At 36.9% G+C, this 17280-nt stretch carries 19 protein-coding genes and 2 tRNA genes; 6 read left to right on the forward strand and 15 right to left on the reverse strand.

The window, feature by feature from the left end:
* Positions 1–4: 4 nt before the first annotated feature.
* The 9 genes from F0365_RS09505 to F0365_RS09545 form a co-directional block, all read right to left on the reverse strand.
* A complete protein-coding gene (locus tag F0365_RS09505; protein WP_169933474.1) occupies positions 5–1138 on the reverse strand; it encodes a lycopene cyclase family protein in 1134 nt (377 codons plus the stop codon).
* The gene (locus F0365_RS09510; RefSeq protein WP_169933475.1) at positions 1117–1734 is read right to left on the reverse strand and encodes a carotenoid biosynthesis protein; all 618 of its coding nucleotides are present in this window, start codon (positions 1732–1734) and stop codon (positions 1117–1119) included. The genes F0365_RS09505 and F0365_RS09510 overlap by 22 nt, the downstream gene beginning before the upstream one ends.
* Positions 1731–3197 (reverse strand): 1-hydroxycarotenoid 3,4-desaturase CrtD, encoded by a 1467-nt coding sequence (gene crtD / locus F0365_RS09515; RefSeq protein ID WP_169933476.1) that lies wholly within the window; start codon positions 3195–3197, stop codon positions 1731–1733. The genes F0365_RS09510 and crtD overlap by 4 nt, the downstream gene beginning before the upstream one ends.
* Positions 3198–3200: 3 nt before the next feature.
* Positions 3201–3647, reverse strand: a complete 447-nt coding sequence (locus F0365_RS09520) for a sterol desaturase family protein (protein WP_169933477.1) — start codon at positions 3645–3647, stop codon at positions 3201–3203.
* Positions 3648–3651: 4 nt separating this feature from the next.
* Positions 3652–4491, reverse strand: coding sequence for a phytoene/squalene synthase family protein (locus tag F0365_RS09525; RefSeq protein ID WP_169933478.1), 840 nt, complete (start codon positions 4489–4491; stop codon positions 3652–3654).
* Positions 4491–5951, reverse strand: a complete 1461-nt coding sequence (locus F0365_RS09530; RefSeq protein ID WP_169933479.1) for a phytoene desaturase family protein — start codon at positions 5949–5951, stop codon at positions 4491–4493. Before F0365_RS09530 ends, F0365_RS09525 begins: the two co-directional genes overlap by 1 nt.
* The gene (locus F0365_RS09535; RefSeq protein WP_169933480.1) at positions 5948–6859 is read right to left on the reverse strand and encodes a MerR family transcriptional regulator; all 912 of its coding nucleotides are present in this window, start codon (positions 6857–6859) and stop codon (positions 5948–5950) included. The genes F0365_RS09530 and F0365_RS09535 overlap by 4 nt, the downstream gene beginning before the upstream one ends.
* Positions 6860–6993: 134 nt before the next feature.
* Positions 6994–7076 (reverse strand) — tRNA-Leu (locus F0365_RS09540).
* 45 nt (positions 7077–7121) lie between these two features.
* Positions 7122–7194 (reverse strand) — tRNA-Lys (locus tag F0365_RS09545).
* A gap of 104 nt (positions 7195–7298) precedes the next feature.
* On the opposite strand from F0365_RS09545, the gene F0365_RS09550 reads away from it, so the two are divergent.
* Positions 7299–7826 (forward strand): shikimate kinase, encoded by a 528-nt coding sequence (locus tag F0365_RS09550; RefSeq protein WP_169933481.1) that lies wholly within the window; start codon positions 7299–7301, stop codon positions 7824–7826.
* Here the strand turns inward: F0365_RS09550 and F0365_RS09555 are convergent.
* The 3 genes from F0365_RS09555 to F0365_RS09565 are packed head-to-tail and all read right to left on the reverse strand — an operon-like array spanning position 7818 to position 9266.
* Positions 7818–8315: a phosphoribosyltransferase family protein gene (locus F0365_RS09555; protein WP_169933482.1), complete on the reverse strand. Its 498-nt coding sequence runs from the start codon at positions 8313–8315 to the stop codon at positions 7818–7820. The two genes, F0365_RS09550 and F0365_RS09555, sit on opposite strands and share 9 nt — an antisense overlap.
* Positions 8308–8892, reverse strand: coding sequence for a methyltransferase domain-containing protein (locus F0365_RS09560; RefSeq protein WP_169933483.1), 585 nt, complete (start codon positions 8890–8892; stop codon positions 8308–8310). Before F0365_RS09560 ends, F0365_RS09555 begins: the two co-directional genes overlap by 8 nt.
* Positions 8889–9266, reverse strand: a complete 378-nt coding sequence (locus F0365_RS09565; protein ID WP_169933484.1) for an RNA-binding S4 domain-containing protein — start codon at positions 9264–9266, stop codon at positions 8889–8891. Before F0365_RS09565 ends, F0365_RS09560 begins: the two co-directional genes overlap by 4 nt.
* A gap of 81 nt (positions 9267–9347) precedes the next feature.
* Between F0365_RS09565 and F0365_RS09570 the strand changes: the two genes are divergently transcribed.
* Together F0365_RS09570 and F0365_RS09575 are read left to right on the forward strand one after the other, a co-directional pair.
* Positions 9348–10508, forward strand: coding sequence for an FKBP-type peptidyl-prolyl cis-trans isomerase (locus F0365_RS09570; protein ID WP_169933485.1), 1161 nt, complete (start codon positions 9348–9350; stop codon positions 10506–10508).
* 166 nt (positions 10509–10674) lie between these two features.
* Positions 10675–11325 (forward strand): hypothetical protein, encoded by a 651-nt coding sequence (locus tag F0365_RS09575; RefSeq protein ID WP_169933486.1) that lies wholly within the window; start codon positions 10675–10677, stop codon positions 11323–11325.
* A 60-nt stretch (positions 11326–11385) separates the two neighbouring features.
* On the opposite strand, the gene F0365_RS09580 is transcribed toward F0365_RS09575, so the two are convergent.
* The 3 genes from F0365_RS09580 to F0365_RS09590 are packed head-to-tail and all read right to left on the reverse strand — an operon-like array spanning position 11386 to position 13495.
* A complete protein-coding gene (locus F0365_RS09580) occupies positions 11386–12339 on the reverse strand; it encodes a transketolase family protein (RefSeq protein ID WP_169933487.1) in 954 nt (317 codons plus the stop codon).
* A gap of 32 nt (positions 12340–12371) precedes the next feature.
* A complete protein-coding gene (locus tag F0365_RS09585; RefSeq protein WP_169933488.1) occupies positions 12372–13217 on the reverse strand; it encodes a transketolase in 846 nt (281 codons plus the stop codon).
* A 44-nt stretch (positions 13218–13261) separates the two neighbouring features.
* Complete coding sequence (locus tag F0365_RS09590) at positions 13262–13495, reverse strand: hypothetical protein (RefSeq protein WP_169933489.1); 234 nt, start codon at positions 13493–13495, stop codon at positions 13262–13264.
* Positions 13496–13754: 259 nt separating this feature from the next.
* Here F0365_RS09590 and tgt point away from each other — a divergent pair, with 259 nt between their 5' ends.
* From tgt to F0365_RS09605, 3 genes are read left to right on the forward strand one after another with little or no spacing between them, the layout of a single operon-like run.
* The gene (tgt, locus tag F0365_RS09595) at positions 13755–14885 is read left to right on the forward strand and encodes a tRNA guanosine(34) transglycosylase Tgt (RefSeq protein ID WP_169933490.1); all 1131 of its coding nucleotides are present in this window, start codon (positions 13755–13757) and stop codon (positions 14883–14885) included.
* Entirely contained in the window at positions 14885–15955 is a 1071-nt protein-coding gene (locus F0365_RS09600; protein WP_169933491.1) for an LptF/LptG family permease, read from the forward strand. The genes tgt and F0365_RS09600 overlap by 1 nt, the downstream gene beginning before the upstream one ends.
* Entirely contained in the window at positions 15942–16841 is a 900-nt protein-coding gene (locus tag F0365_RS09605) for a DMT family transporter (protein ID WP_169933492.1), read from the forward strand. Before F0365_RS09600 ends, F0365_RS09605 begins: the two co-directional genes overlap by 14 nt.
* Positions 16842–17280: the final 439 nt, after the last annotated feature.

Below are 17280 nucleotides of genomic sequence, written 5' to 3' on the forward strand. Positions count from 1 at the left end.
AGTTCTAGAACAGTCTTTTAAAAAACGCACTCAAAAATGGTTTTGACGTCATAGGCAGCATGATGCTCAATTCTTGTCCAAAACTTGTTTCTTCATCCAGAAAACTAAATATTGTTTGTATTTTATTCTTCTTATACAGGGTGTGAAACACTCGAGCGCCACGGTCATTATCACCATGCAATACATCTAACATGATCTCATCATAAAAGCGAAATTTCTTAGATATCATTCCGTGATTTAAATCTCGATCTGTTAAGATATTATCGACTAATTGTGTCGTTTTTTTCTCACTCATTTTAAAACTATAACCAGTAGAAGGTTTTACCCAGCCTCCTGCGGTTCCTATTTTAAAAATATTTTTACGGTGGTGTTGTTCAAACTTATAGGTGCTCATAGGGATGATACCTTGCTCGGTTTTCTCTATACTGTAATTCTCGATTTTTAAAAAATCGCTGATGTATTCTTTTAGAAACCTGTCATAGGTTTCATCGCTCACCACATCTTTAGAGAAGTAGGTAAACTCTACCAAGGCTTCTGTTTTTGAATAGGGTAAAACATAAGTAAAACTCGTGGTTCCAGGATCTCTTAAACGGTAATCCATCATCACAAATTCTTCTGGATCAAAAATGGGTTGTTCTGTTTTTATCACCCAGCCTTTAAAATGTTGTTGCAAGGTGATCGCCTGTGTGTCTGTAAAAAATGCTTTGTCGATACGACTGTCCAATACTAGGTTTGCCGTAATTGTCGTGTGATCGCATTCTATTTTTTGCACCTCATATCCCGACACCTTATGTACTTTCTCTTTTACCAGATGAAAGTTAGGGTGTTGTTGTAATTCTGCTTTCGCGAAAGCGATAAAATCACGGCTCTCGATAGTCTTATAAACATATCCATCAAGATCCAGATGTATAAAATCATCAGGCATAATAAAGCTGCCTTTATCCCAGCTGTGAGAGATTAAATGATCCCAGCGACCTTCTCCTTGCTCCCAATAAGACCAGGTTTTTTCCAGAGAATTTGAATTAAAATCATCAATGACGACAATTCTAAGATCGGTTTTACGACGCAATAATTCCTGCACCACATGACTGCCAGCGCAGCCCATACCTATAATCGCTATATCGAAATGATGATCCATAGACTAATTGCAAAAAATAGTTGAACGCCATATAGATGATAAGAAATAAGCTTATTACCTCGGAGTTTAAATTGAAATGAAACGGCATGCAGTGCAGCCGCAATAATGAACCAGCAAAGATAGTTGAACCAGCCTGCGCCGCCTTCAAAATGCCAGAAACCTGCAAAATCACAAATTTGCTCTAGAAAATAATCAAAACCTACCATCAAGGTAGCTCCTGAAGCAATAATAGCGATGGGAGACTTGAAAATGCTCTTAGCAATTACATGAGTAGTAAAAGTTAATAGCGCCCAGTTGACTCCTATAAGCACTGGAATGCCGTCTAATTTAGGGCCAAAGTTTTTACCGTAATAATAATCACCAAAAAGGCTTCCTGTATGCACACCTAACCACTCTACGCCGATTCCTATCATCATAAATGCGATAAATAAAAGTACTTTATTACGAGAATCAATTTTAAAAAAGAAGATCAAAAAGAACAGCAAGTACATGATCGTAAATGGCGACTTGGGAAGAAAGAAATCTTCATAGCCTATTGCAATTCCTATTAATGCCGCTAGGTGCAAAACCCATAAAAAAACAAGGGCTATTCTCATAGAGATGTTTTTGAAATAAGGTCAGAAGTGATTTGAGCGCTTAATAAACACAAAGGAATTCCTCCTCCAGGATGCACGGAACCACCTACATGATATAAGTTTTTAATTTTATTATTGAAATTAGGATGTCTTAAAAATGCGGCAAATTTATTGTTGCTCGCTGCCCCGTAAAGAGCGCCTCTATAAGAACTGGTATTGGATTCAATTCCCTGCGGTGTAAGAATATATTCTGTTTTGATATGATCTGTTATGTCTACCTGCAGGCACTTTTTAATTTTCTGTACGATGCGCTCTTTGGACTGGGTAACCAGCTTTCCCCAGTCTTGTCCATAGTCACCAGGTGCGTTGATCATCACAAACCAGTTTTCATGACCTTTAGGCGCATCTTCTGGAGATTCTTTGCTTGTTATATTGATGTAAACCGTAGGGTCTTCAGAAAGTGTCTTGTGTTCAAAAATATGCTCGAATTCCTTTTTATATTCTTCAGAGAATAAAATGTTGTGTAATTCTAAATCTGGAAAAGTGCTGTCAATTCCCCAATAAAAAATTAGTGCACTGCTGGAGCGTTCCTGTTCCAATGTTTTTTCCGGAGCTTTAACGTCACGGATTAATTTTTTATAAGTCGGATAAATATCCATATTTGATACAACCAGATCTGCTTTGTAAGAACCATTTTCAGTAGTGACAGCGGTAACTTTTTTCTTGTTGTGATTGATTTGGGTCACGCTTTCGCGAAAGCGAAATTCAATTCCAACTTCCTGTCCCAGTTCAAATAAAGATTGTGATATACGGTGCATACCACCATGAGGGTAATAGGTGCCCAAACCAAGCTCAAGATGCGGTATCATACTCATTATTCCAGGTGTCTGATAGGGCGATGAACCGTTATAGGTGGCGTATCTATTGAAGAGTTGGGTTAGCTTTGGATTCTTAAAAACTTGATTCTCTTGATCTAAGGTATTTGATATTCCTAAAAAAGGGGCGTTAATTAAAGCTTTTACGGTGTCAATGGATAGGTAGGTAGAGGCTTTATGGAGTGATTTTTCTAGAAAAAGACTTTTGGTAAGTTGGTATTTTTTCTTGCTCTTACGGAGGTAAGTAGCAATGGTGCTTTGATCCTCAGAAAAAGTAGTTGCAGCTGTTTTTACAAATTCAGAGGTGTCCGTACTTGCTTTAAAAACAGTGCCATCTTCCCAAAAATAGTGACAAGCGATTTCTTTAGCTTTATAAGAAAAGGCTACTTGAGAGTTAGGAAATAAATCTAAAAGGTCGTCCATAAGACGGGGAAGTGTAAATAAAGAAGGTCCCAAGTCAAATCTGTAGCCTTCTTGATCAATGGCATGCAGTTTACCACCGGCATAGTGATTCTTTTCAAATACCTGAACTTTAAAACCTTGTTTATGAAGTCTTAGAGCAGTGGCTAGTCCACCTATTCCAGCGCCTATAACGATGGCTGTTTTCATAATTTATTTAAAATACTTGAAAGGAACCACCAGCATACCGAAGTTTTCGCTATCTGCTTTTCCTATGTGTTTATGGTGCATTTTGTGAGCACGTCGTACTCCTTTTGCATATTTATTATCTGCTTTGCGCAACCACTTAAAGCGTTGGTGTATAAAGATATCGTGCACCACAAAGTAGGCGATACCATAGGCTAAAATACCCGCGCTCATTGGTAATGCCCACCATAAATCAAATTCACTATGAGCTATCTTAAGTCCTGCACTAATTGCGGCGTAAAAGACAAAAAACAAATCATTTTTTTCAAACCAACTGTTGTGTTTTTTATGATGATGGTCTTCATGGAGATCCCACAGAAAGCCATGCATGACGTATTTGTGCATCCACCAGGCATTAAATTCCATTACCGAAAATGTCACTACAAATATTACTATCCACAACACTATGTCCATATTTTTAGATCAAATTGAGTCTGTAAGTTACGTATCCTTTTGAAAGAAGGAAAATTTTCTCATAATTAGGAACCCGTATTCTTGTGTTTCTTATTTCTTTAGAAGGGGTGCGTTCTAATCGAGTAAGCAATCTTCGGTAATACGTGTAAGCGGTATAAACTCCTAATTTAGCTTCTATAGGTAGTCGTTGAATACCTCGCAAACCTGCATCAAAATCTTCTTTTATTTCTTCAATTAATCGAGCTTTATCTTCTTCACTTAGATCGTGAAGATCTGTGTTGGGAAAGTAGCTTCTTTCCAGCGTATCGAGGTCTGCTTTAAGATCGCGTAAGAAATTCACTTTTTGAAAAGCACTTCCCAAGCGCATAGCGTCATCTTTAAGATCGTTATACTGTTCCATATTTCCTTTTACAAACACCTTTAAGGACATCAAACCTACAACATCTGCACTGCCATAAATATAATTTCTATACTCTTCATCTGTCAAATAAATAGACTTATCAAGATCTAAGCGCATGCTATGCATAAACGCTCCATACATATCTGGAGTGATATCATATTTGTTTACGGTTTCTTGAAAAGAGTTCAAGATAGGGTTGAGGCTTATCTTTTCATCTATGGCACTTATAAGATCTTTTTCAAATCTATCGAGTAAGCTTCGTTTATCGTAATCATGAAAGGTATCCACGATCTCATCTGCAAACCTTACAAAGCCATAAATATTATGAATATCCTGTCTTATTGTCGGTCCCAGCATTCGGCTCGCAAGAGAAAAAGAGGTGCTGTAATTCTGAGTGACAGTCTTACTACATTCTCTAGAAACTTTATCAAATAAGCTTTTCATTATTGATCGTGTTTATTAATAAGTTCGGCAGCTAGTTTTCCAGAGATGAGCGATGGGGGTACTCCTGGTCCAGGAACTGTTAACTGGCCTGTAAAATAAAGATTTTTAACTTTGCGACTTCTTAAATTTGGTCTAAGAAATGCGGTTTGCAATAAAGTATTTGCCATACCATAAGCATTTCCTTTATAGCTATTGTATTCTGAAATGAAATCATTTACACAAAACGACTCCTTAAAGATAATATGTTCTGAGACATTTTGCTCTGTTCTCAATTCAAATCTTTTAATAATTTTATTAAAGTATTTTTCTCGTAGTTCTAATGTATCTTCTAAATCAGGTGCTAAAGGAATCAAGAAAAATCCATTTTCACAACCTTCTGGTGCTGTCGATGCATCTGTTAATGAGGTGAAATTTGCATAGAACAAGGGCTCTTCAGGCCACTTCGGATCTTCATAAATTTCATTGGCATGTTTTGTAAAATCAGTATCAAAAAACAGATTGTGATGCTCTATATTTTTTAATTTTTTATCAAAGCCTACATAGAATATCAAGGAGCTAGGAGCAAAGGTTTTCTTTTCCCAGTAGCTTTCAGAATACTGTCTGTAATTTTGAGGCAGTAAAGTTTCAGAATGATGGTAGTCTGCACCAGATAATACGATAGGATAAAGATGTTTCTGACCACCTGTCATAATTCCTTCCACACGACCTTTATCATCTACTAAAATCTTATCAATAGGACTATTTGTTTTGATAACTACTCCTAACTCTTCAGCAAGTTTCTTCATCGCGATGATCACCTCATACATTCCGCCTTTAGGATGCCATGTTCCTAAACCAAAATCTGCATAATTCATGAAATTATAAAAACTTGGAGTGTTTTGAGGAGTAGCGCCCAAAAAAAGTACTGGAAACTCAAGAATACTGATCAATTTAGGATTAGTGAATTTTTTCCTAACGTCCTTAGAGACATTACCTATAAAAGCACCCACTTTTTTTGCTGTCTGAGGTGTAATCAATTCTAATGGAGATTCACCAGGTCTATACACGAGGTTTTTAATGGCTATCTCGTAGTTTTCCTCAGCTTTGGACATGAATTGCTGTAAAGGTTTTGAACTTCCTTTTTCTACTTTTTCAAAAGTAGCTTTGATATCTTCGAGATTATCTGCTATTTCAATTTTTTCATCCTCAAAAACTACCGAGTATGCCGGACTGAGTTTATCCAACTGATAATAATCAGATGGTTTCTTATTAAAGTCTGCAAAAAATCTTTCAAAGATATCAGGCATCCAATACCAAGATGGACCTATATCAAAGGTGAAACCACCTTTCACAAGTCTTCTTGCTCTTCCACCTACGGTGTCATTTTTCTCATAAATACTCACTTCATGCCCCGACTGCGCTAAATAGCAGGCAGCAGCTAATGAAGAAAATCCAGATCCTATTACGGCTACTTTACTCATGCTTCAACTAATTCAGGTATTTTTCTTATTACTTCTGAGATCTCTCTAAAAACAGTTTGATTTTTAGAAAGGTCTTTAGGTTTAATTTTTTGTGCAAGATGCCCTAAAATCCATAATTCTGTATCATCATTCTTAGCAACCTTTCGGTTAAACTTTTTCAAAAAGGAAGGGAGTTCCTTTTCTGTTGGTTTTACGGTGATATAGGTGATATAGGTCGGGGAGATGCCTTGTTTTTTAAAGAAAGGAAGAGCTTCTAAAACCATACTTGCGCCTAAGTAAACTGTTTTACAACCCTTCTTTAGTAATTCGTAATTTAAAAATAATAGTCCAAGGTCATGCATCTCATTTTCAGGGAGAAATAAAACGTAAACCTTATCATTATTTGTAGTCTCTTGATACTGAACCTTTTCCAGATTTATTAAAACTTTTTGTTTGATCAAATGACTGATAAAATGTTCGTGTGCTATATTTATAGTTTTTGACTGCCATAAGTATCCTAACTCTTCTAAAAACGGAATAAATAGATCGTAAAAAACACCCGAAAAGCCAACTTCTTTTAAAACAGAATCATAAACTCTTTGAAACATAAATTGATCAAAATTGACCATGGCAAGTTTCAATTCTTGAACAGCGTGATCATTTTTATTATTTCTTATGGCTAGTTTGCGTACTTGTGTTTCTATCTCCGTTGTAGTTAAACTGGCAATAGTAGATATTTTTATCCCAGCATTTTTTAAGTAACTGACATTCAAAATTTTACGTAAAGAAGAAAGGTTGTAAGATCTGATGTTAGTATCTGTTCTATCCGGCTCCAAAAGGTCGTACCTTTTTTCCCAAATCCTGATAGTGTGAGATTTGATACCACTAAGGTTTTCAAGATCTCTGATACTAAACTTACTTTTGATCAAAATAGATTTGTTTACTTATTATGCGGTAAAGTTAGACAAATTATTCAGAAAGGTTTGAGTTTGATATTTTATTAACTAAAGTGGTTTTTTGACTTGGAATAAAAAAAATCAGACCATAAAGTCTGATTTAAAAGTACCTGGAATGGGACTTGAACCCACACGTACAAAGTACACACGGCCCTCAACCGTGCCTGTCTACCAATTTCAGCACCCAGGTAAATAAAAAAGTCCTTAAGAATAAGGACTTTTTGTTAAATAAAAGTGATCTGGCTGGGGCTCGAACCCAGGACCCTCTCCTTAAAAGGGAGATGCTCTGCCAACTGAGCTACCAGATCTTTTGCGTTAGCGGCTGCAAATATAGTGCTTAAGATTTACTGCAACCTAATTTTTTTTAGATTAATTTTATAAAATAATATTTAGCATAAAAAAGAGAATACAAATGTCGTTTAAAATTGTCTTATTAGGATATATGGGTTCTGGGAAAACCACTGTGGGAAAGGAACTTGCAAAAATTATATCTACTCCATTTGTAGATTTAGATACAGAAATTGAGAAATCGGAAAATAAAAGTGTGTCTGAAATTTTTGACGAGCATGGCGCTATTTATTTTAGAAAAAAAGAAAAATTAGTTCTTGAAGAAGTTTTGAGGTCAGAAAAAAACATGATCCTATCTTTAGGAGGTGGAACTCCTTGTTATTTTGAATCTATGAATTATCTCAATAATCTAGATGAAGTTCATACTGTTTATTTAGATGTTTCTATTCCTGCGTTAGTGAACCGGTTATTATCTGAAAAATCGAAGCGTCCTGTTTTAAATGGCATCGCTTCAGAGCAAGAATTATTAGAATTTATTGGGAAGCATCTGTTTGAAAGACGCCCTTATTACCGTCAAGCAAAACAGATTTTAAAGGTTGGTGATGAAACTGCAGAGGAGTTGGCTAGAAATATAGTAGCACTCTTATTTTAAAACCACACTATAGGGTTTCTGTTCTAATTGCACCTCTATGTGCTCTTCCATAGTGGTTGACAGAGAAGTCCCTTTAAAATCTGCCTTAACTGGATATTTTTTATGATTTCTGTTGACTAATACAGCGGTTTTTAATCGGTCTAAAGGAACGTCTAAAAAGTGCTTTACGGCATAAATCAATGTGGTGCCACTATTCAATACGTCATCACAAAGGATCACACCACAGTTTGTGTATTCCTCTGGTTTGAGATTTGTTTTTACAGGCTCTAATGGGTTTGTTTTATTAACGATGACTTTACACAGCACGATTTCAGTAGCAATGATGTGAGACAGGGCTTTTTTTAATTCTTTGGCAAAGGTATACCCTCCATTTGCTATACCAGCGAGTATGATACGGTCGTCTTTTAAATAAACTTCAGCAATTTGATATGCGATTCTTCGTATTTTATGCTGTACTTGATTGTGATCGAGAATTTGATTTTCAGTCATTTTTTTTCATCTTTATAATAAGTTCTTTTCCCTGTCTAGCTTCTTCAGAAATTAGACACCTATCTAAATTTATGATCTCAAACTTTTTTTGAAAAAGGTTAAGATATTCTTTTTTAGTTGCCGGATAGGGAGGTTCTTTTGTTTTGGAGTCAAAGTCAAATAGCACCCCTTCTATACATCCATTTTTTTTTAGTAATTCATGGCACTTGTTGATGTAGCTTTCGCGAAAGCGAGATTCTAAAGCGCAAAAAAACGTCTGTTCTAAAATAAGATCATAATTACCCTTATGTTTTAAAAAATCACCTTGAATAATAGCTATATCTTCTGTATTCTTTAATCTTTCTTTTAATTGCAATAAGGGCTTCCATGCGATGTCTAAAACGGTGACATTACTAAAGCCATTTTTAATCAAGTACTCTGCTTCATAAGCATTACCTGCGCCAGGGATTAAAATACGCAATTCTTTGTCTTCAATTTTATCCACGATACTTTTAAGAGGTTTAGAAGCCTGTCCTAAATCCCAACCTGTAGTATGTTCTACATATCTTTCTTGCCAGTAATTCTGATCGTGTTTCATTCTTCTTCATCCTGATTAAGCAGTCCAGTTAAATCACGACGATCTTTTTTTGTAGGTCTTCCTTCTCCTCTTTCTCTGTAATAGTCTTGATTAAGCGCAATGAGTTTTTTTGCGTCAAAATTTTCCTTAGGAGTTCGATCCATCCGGTATAGATCAACAATTTTGTTACCTACACGACCGTCTGGTAAATCAAGAACCTCCACTTTATAATCGATCTGATCCTTGCGCAATTCAATGATGTCACCAGGAAATACATCCCTGGAAGGTTTAACGATAGAATTATCTATACGTACACGACCTTTTTTTGCGGCATCAGTCGCTTTACTTCTAGTTTTGTAGTAGCGCACACTCCATAAAAATTTATCTACTCGCATAAGATCCTTTGTTATTAAACGTTATCACAACACCGCAAAAATAGTGGAAAATACTATCTTTGACTGCTTTAAAAAATGATGATGAAAAAAATTAAATATTTATTCTCTTTTCTTATTACAGGAATTGTTTTGATTTCCTGCGGGAACGACGATGACAACCGTATTGCAATAAGAGACCGAGGGGAAGTCTACACAGAAGATCTTGTCAAATTACAAGATTATCTCAATACTCACTTTTATAACTATGAAGAGTTTGCCGCAAATCCTGCCGGTGCTGATTTTAAAATAGCATTTGATACTATTGCAGATGCCAATGCTAATAGAATACCTCTTGCAAGTCAAGTGGCTACTAAAGTACTGAATAGAGACGGGATTGATTATACCTACTACACTTTAAATGTGCGTCAAGGTGGTGGAGCTGCACAGCCTACTTTTGCTGATAGTACTCTTGTTTCTTATGAAGGTAGATTGCTAGATAACACTGTTTTTGATGGTTCAGCTAATTCCGTTTGGTTTGATTTACCTAATGTTGTTGATGGTTTTACAGCTGGAATTACAGAGCTCAATGAAGCTGCTAGTATTACGCCTAATGGTGATGGAACTTTTTCTTATACTGATTCTGGGGTAGGAGCTGTTTTTATGCCTTCAGGATTAGCCTACTTTAATCGAATACAAAGTACCATCCCACAGTACTCCCCTTTGATTTTTACTTATCAATTGAGAAAAGTGAAGATTACAGATCACGATAATGATGGTATCCTTTCAAAGTTTGAAGATTTAGACGGTGATCAAGACCTAAGGTCTCCAGGGAATAGAGATAATACAGATAATGATCGCATCAATGGAGGTTTTAATTATATAGATGCTGACGACGATGGTGACGGCGTACCTACGATATTTGAAAATCCAGATCCTAATGGAGATGGCGATCCTAGTGATGCAGAAGATCTGGATGGCGATGGTATTCCCGGGTATTTAGATGCTAATGAGGTGAATATAGATCTTGATAATGACGGTATTCAAAACCGTTTTGAACAACCAGATCCTAATGGCAACAGCAACCCTGGAGACGCTCGTGATACCGATAATGACGGGATACCAGATTATTTAGACGACGATGACGACGGCGATGGGATTCCCACCTCACAAGAAAATGCTGACCCTAACAATAACGGTAACCCAGTAGATGCCCTTGATTCTGATGGAGATGGTATTCCAGATTATTTAGATCCAGATTCATAGAGGTCAAAAATTTGAATAGAAAAATGGAGTCTTCATACCAATTGGGCTCCATTTTTTTTTGCGGCTTGTCTTTGTGTTTTTAGCAAAAATTATTTGCTGTTTAATGGTTTAACACAAAACAAAATGTGTTTATCACTATAAGTTTGAATAATTAAATCTATTAGTTATGAAAACGATGATCATTACAACAGTATTGATATGCTCTTTAGCCTTTACAAGTGCACAAAACCAAAATCATTATCAGGTATTTCAAGATTCCGTAAATACGGACTCTTATCAGCAAGAGATTTGCTATTTGAAAGTAGGTGTAGGCTACTGGCTGCCCAAAGGAAACTTATCCAAATTTATAGACAATTCCCCTTTATTTGAACTGGCTTTAGTGATCCCAGACACTAAGAGGAATAGAGCCTTTGAGTTGGGTATCCAGCTTGCAGTGCCTGAACAAAAAGATTTTTTCATTTTATCAGACGGTGTTGATCAATTTGATGTGGAAGCTACTTCTGTAGTGAATGCCTATCTCAAACTCAATAAGTATGTTTATAAAAAATCAAAAGGGAGATTAGGTTTGGGAATCTCTGTAGGAATTTCTTCCATTTTTTTAGATCCAGTAGAAAGCAGTGGAGCAGAAGTCTTAGATTATGACAGTGTTAATTCTGTTCTAGTAGCCCCAGGATTGTCTTACGATTATACATTAAATGACAACTCGATGTTTCAAATCTCTCTAGATGTACAGTACACCCCTTTTAAAATGGAACGGGCAGTTACCAGGCGTTTAAACTCCTTTAACATACTGCCTAAAGTATCGTATCGATTTTAAAATAAGCACAAAAAAAGTCCTCATTTTTAAATGAGGACTTTGTAATAAAATAGTGTGGGGCTATTTTCTTTTAATTACTTTTTCAGCTTTTAGTGTGATGTTTTCTGCATTCAGACCGTATTTTTCAAGTAATTGTGCAGGTGTTCCACTTTCACCAAAAGTGTCATTAGTCGCTACAAATTCTTGTGGTGTAGGACTGTTAAGAGATAAAGTTCTGGCAACGCTTTCACCTAATCCACCTAAGAAGTTATGTTCTTCAGCAGTTACCACGCAACCTGTTTTTCTAGCAGATTTGATAATAGCTTCTTCATCAAGAGGTTTGATCGTGTGAATGTTAATTACTTCAGCACTGATTCCTTTTTCATTTAGAGCTTTAGCAGCTTCTAGTGCTTCCCAGACCAAGTGTCCAGTAGCAATAATAGTTACATCAGTTCCTTCTTGAAGCAGTACTGCTTTTCCTATTTTAAACTCGCCATTTTCTGGAGTGAAGTTAGCTACTTTAGGACGTCCAAATCTTAAGTAAACAGGACCATGGTAATCAGCTATAGCAAGTGTTGCTGCTTTGGTCTGATTGTAATCACAGGTATTAATTACTGTCATTCCTGGAAGCATTTTCATCAATCCAATATCTTCAAGAATTTGATGAGTTGCCCCGTCTTCTCCAAGTGTTAATCCTGAGTGAGATGCACAAATTTTTACATTTTTATCAGAATAAGCAATGCTCTGTCTGATCTGATCGTATACACGACCTGTAGAGAAGTTAGCAAATGTTCCCGTAAATGGAATTTTACCGCCTATAGTCATACCGGCAGCTATTCCCATCATGTTTGCCTCTGCTATTCCTACTTGAAAGAAACGTTCTGGGTGGTTATCTGCAAAAGCGTTCATCTTGAGCGATCCAGTAAGATCTGCACAAAGCGCTACTACATCTTTATTGTTTTGTCCTAGTTCTGTAAGACCATCACCGAATCCGGATCTGGTGTCTTTACTTCCTGTATTTTCGTAAATTTTCATATCTAAAATCTGCTGGGCAGATGCTCTTTAAGTTAATAGTCGCCTAAGGTTTTTGGATTTTGTCTCAATGCTTCAGCCAGTTGCTCGTCATTAGGAGCAATACCGTGCCATGCATGAGATCCCATCATAAAGTCTACTCCATTACCCATTTCTGTGTGTAAAAGAATACAAATAGGTTGCCCTTTGCCAGTTGAGGAAAGCGCTTCTTTTAACCCTGCTAGAACAGCGTCTATATCATTACCTTTTGAAACGGTAATTACATTCCAACCGAAGGCCTCAAACTTATTTCTTAAATCCCCTAGAGCAAGAACCTGCTCGGTGCTTCCGTCTATTTGCTGACCGTTTACATCAATAGTAGAGATCAAGTTATCTACTTTGTTTGCGGCTGCATACATCGCTGCTTCCCAGACTTGACCTTCTTGAAGCTCTCCGTCACCGTGTAAAGTGAAGACTGTTTTACCATCTCCATTTAATTTCTTCACAGCAGCGGCTCCTATAGCAACACTCATTCCTTGGCCCAAAGAACCACTCGCGATACGCACACCTGGCAGCCCTTCATGGGTAGTAGGATGTCCTTGTAATCTGGAGTTTAATTTTCTGAACGTGCTCAATTCTTCTACTGGAAAATAACCAGCTCGAGCTAAAACGCTATAGAGAACAGGGGAAATATGACCGTTAGAAAGAAAAAATAAATCTTCATTTTTTCCATCCATGTCAAAGTTAGGATTGTGGTCCATCACCTCGTTATATAAGGTTACTAGAAATTCAGCACAACCTAGCGATCCACCAGGGTGTCCACTACTTACGGCGTGTACTTGTCTAACAATATCGCGACGTACTTGCGTTACTAAATCTTTTAAGTGCTGTGTATCAGCCATTTTAGTGTTTTTAAATGATCCGCCAAAAATAGGCTTAATGAGGCTTAAGAAGAGTTTTTCTTAAAGCCAGTTATTAACGATATGATGTGTTTTGTGAACAAATACAGCTTGTTTTCAAAACAACCAATTAAATAACCTTGTTTTAAAGGCTGATGGGCATCTCGTTTTCGCGAAAGCGGGATAGAAATAAAATCAAAATCAAAATCAAAATCAAAAAAAATCCTTGGTAGAGCGGTAGAACGACTTATTTCGAGAGAACAATGCGGTAACTGTTCCATGATTTTGTAACGATACAGCACTGGAAAATCAAAATTTAAACAAATGAATTAGGCGACTGTCTTTTCAAGAAAACATTTAAAATTTAGGAATCTTACTTTTTTTTGAAAAAGAAGTGCATACTTCACTTGATGCAACACGAAAGCGGTAACAATTATACCTATCACCATCTCATTTTTCAATTTCTTTAATCGACTTGTGGAAGGTTTCAAATTCAATTTCGAGTTCAAATTCAAGTTACTTAAAGTATCTTTGCCGCTCATGAAATTTGATTTACTACAAAGCGATTCACAGAGTCAAGCGAGAGCTGGAGTGATCCATACAGACCACGGAAAAATAGAAACCCCTATTTTTATGCCAGTAGGCACCATAGGTACCGTAAAAGGAGTTCACCAGCGGGAGCTGGAAGAAGAGGTGAATCCAGATATTATATTGGGAAATACCTACCACTTGTACTTGCGACCAGGTACTGATATTTTAGAAAAAGCAGGAGGTCTCCATAAATTTATGAATTGGGACCGACCTATTTTAACCGATTCTGGTGGATACCAAGTTTATTCTTTAAGCTCTAATCGCAAGATTAAGGAAGAAGGTGTGAAGTTCAAGTCACATATAGATGGTTCCTATCATACTTTTACTCCAGAACGTGCGATGGATATACAGCGCATTATAGGTGGTGATATCATCATGGCTTTTGATGAATGTACTCCTTATCCATGTGATTATAATTATGCAAGGCGTAGCATGCACATGACACACAGGTGGTTAAAAAGATGTATCACTCATTTTGATAACACACCAGATCTATACGGCCATAAACAAACGCTTTTTCCTATAGTACAAGGAAGTACTTATGTAGATTTAAGGCAACAAAGTGCCGAGGCGATTGCAGCAACAGACCAGTTTGGTAATGCCATAGGCGGGCTTTCTGTAGGGGAGCCAGCTGAAGAGATGTATGCCATGACTGAAGTAGTAACGGCTATTCTTCCCAAAGAAAAACCTCGTTACTTAATGGGCGTAGGAACTCCTATCAACTTATTAGAAAATGTAGCTCTGGGAGTAGATATGTTTGATTGTGTCATGCCTACGCGTAACGGTCGTAACGGTATGATCTTCACTGCTCATGGTACCATGAACATGAAAAACAAAAAATGGGCAGAAGATTTTACTCCATTAGATGCAGCAGATTATGCTTGGGTAGATACGGCTTATACCAAGGCTTATGTGCGTCATTTATTTACTGTAAATGAAATGTTGGGAAGACAAATTTGTACCATACACAATCTTTCTTTCTATTTGTGGTTAATGAGAGAAGCACGCAGACGTATTATTGCGGGCGATTTTAGAACATGGAAAGATAAAATGGTCAAGCAAATGGATAACAGACTCTAGTGCTAAGCATATTAGATAAATACATATTAAAAAGATACCTAGGGGCGTTTGCGCTGCTGTTAGTGCTGTTTTTACCTATTATGGTAACAGTACACATTGCCGAGAAAATAGGTAAAATTATAGGCAATGATGTGCCCATAGGTGAAGTAATCCTGTATTTGCTAGACTTTACTATTTATTTCTCAAATTTCTTGTTTCCACTGTTTTTGTTTATCTCTACGATGTTTTTCACGTCAAAACTGGCGATGAATACGGAGGTAATTGCCTTCTTAAGTTCTGGGGTTTCCTTTAACCGGTTTTTGCGTCCTTATATCATAGGAGCTACTATCGTTTGTGTCATTGCATTGATTCTTAGTGCGGTGTTTGTACCAAATGCTTCTTCAGGTTTTAACGAATTTCAAAACAAATACTTTAACCGTGGTGGTGATAAAAAGACCACTAATGTTTTTAGACAAATCAACGATAACGACTACATTTATGTAAGCAATTACCAGCCGTCTTCCCAAATAGGTTTTGATTTTACCTTAGAACATTTTGAAGGAAATGAGTTGAAATATAAGATTTATGCCAACCGCATCAAATTTGAAGATTCGACTTATGTATTAAGTGGTTACAAAAAAAGAACGATTCTTGAAGACGGAGAAAAAATAGAACGAGAACAGAAAAAAGACACCCTGTTTTCCTTTGATATTGATGAGCTTACACCATCAGATTACATTGCAGAAACCCTTCAATTTTCTGAATTAAACGACTTTATCGAGTTAGAAGAAAAACGCGGTAATGCCGATATGAATATCTATTACGTGGAAAAGTACAAGCGTACTTCCATCCCTGTGAGCGCTTTTATTTTCACTCTTATTGCCGTCGCTGTTTCCTCTGTTAAAAAGCGTGGAGGTATGGGGTTGAATCTCGCTATAGGAATCGTGATCGCGATGACTTATGTGTTTTTAGATAAAGTCTTTGGTACGATTGCTGAGAAAAGCACTTTTAATCCATGGATTGCCGTGTGGTTTCCCAATATATTCTTTGCTGTAGTGGCATTTTTCCTGATTAGAAATGCCAGACGATAAACTCCTTAATTACCTGCACCTACATTTTATAGTATTCATCTGGGGTTTTACCGCAGTACTAGGTGCACTAATCAGTATAGATTCTATTCCGCTGGTTTGGTGGCGCATGAGCATCGCTGTTGTGCTCATCTTTATCTATATGAAATGGAAGAAAATTCCGTTTCAATTTGTTGGTAAAGGTTCGCTTTCGCGAAAGCGGATCATAGGATTCTTAATCGCAGGAATCGTTATTGCCTTGCATTGGGTGACGTTCTTTGGGGCAATTAAAGAATCGAACGTTTCTGTAACTCTTGCTATGGTAAGTATGGGAGCTTTTTTTACCGCCTTACTAGAGCCCTTGTTTACTTCCAAAAAGTTTGTTTGGTACGAACTTGTTTTTGGAGTGGTGATCATTGGAGCACTATATTATATCTTTCAGTTTGAAACAGAATATGTGACCGGAATGATTTTAGGACTGATTAGCGCTTTATTAAGTGCGATTTTTTCAATTCTGAATGTAAAATGGGCAAAGGAGCATCCGCCATCATTGATTTCTTTTTATGAGTTATTAAGTGGTGTGATCTTGCTGTCCTTATTTTTTGTATTTCTTCCTGTGGATTTTGTACGGCCATCAGAGCTCACTCAAATGGACTGGTTGTGGTTGGGTATTCTCGCATCTGTATGTACTGCTTATGCCTTTATTGCTAGTGTAAAAGTGATGAAATTTTTAAGTGCTTATACGGTCATGTTGACCATAAATCTAGAACCAGTATACGGTATTTTTCTTGCGTTTCTAATTCTAGGCGAATCGGAAGAAATGACTCCTGAATTTTATATAGGAGCGCTGGTTATTATAGTCGTTATTATTTCTAATGGTATTTTGAAAACGCGTCTGGCTAAGAAGTAGCTTTTTAGTCTTAGTCTCAGTCTCAGTCTCAGTTGCAGTCTTAGTCACTGTCGGCAGAACGGAGGAGGCAGTTGCAGTCGCAGTCTCAGTATCAGTTTGCAGAAGGAAGTAGGCAGTTGCGGTCGCAGTAAATGGCCTTAATTTATCAGTCTCAGTCTCAGTCGCAGTAGGCAGTCTTTGATTTTTTAGTTCTCATTATCAGTTATAGAGTAGGCAGTAGAAAGTCAGGTCCCAAACGGCGCTCGTAATCTTAGTAGGTAGTCTTTAGTTCTCGTTTTTATTCTCATTCTCAGTTAGCGGTAGGGAGTAAGTTGTTCTCCCGTAATTTTAATAGCTATTGAATTAGTCATGCCGCTGTATAGCAGTATCCCTTAGCATCTTTCTCAAAATAATTTGAATATAAATCTATCGTTCAATAGCAGAATATAGAAACTATATT

This window comes from Nonlabens sp. Ci31 (assembly GCF_012974865.1).
Lineage (GTDB): Bacteria > Bacteroidota > Bacteroidia > Flavobacteriales > Flavobacteriaceae > Nonlabens.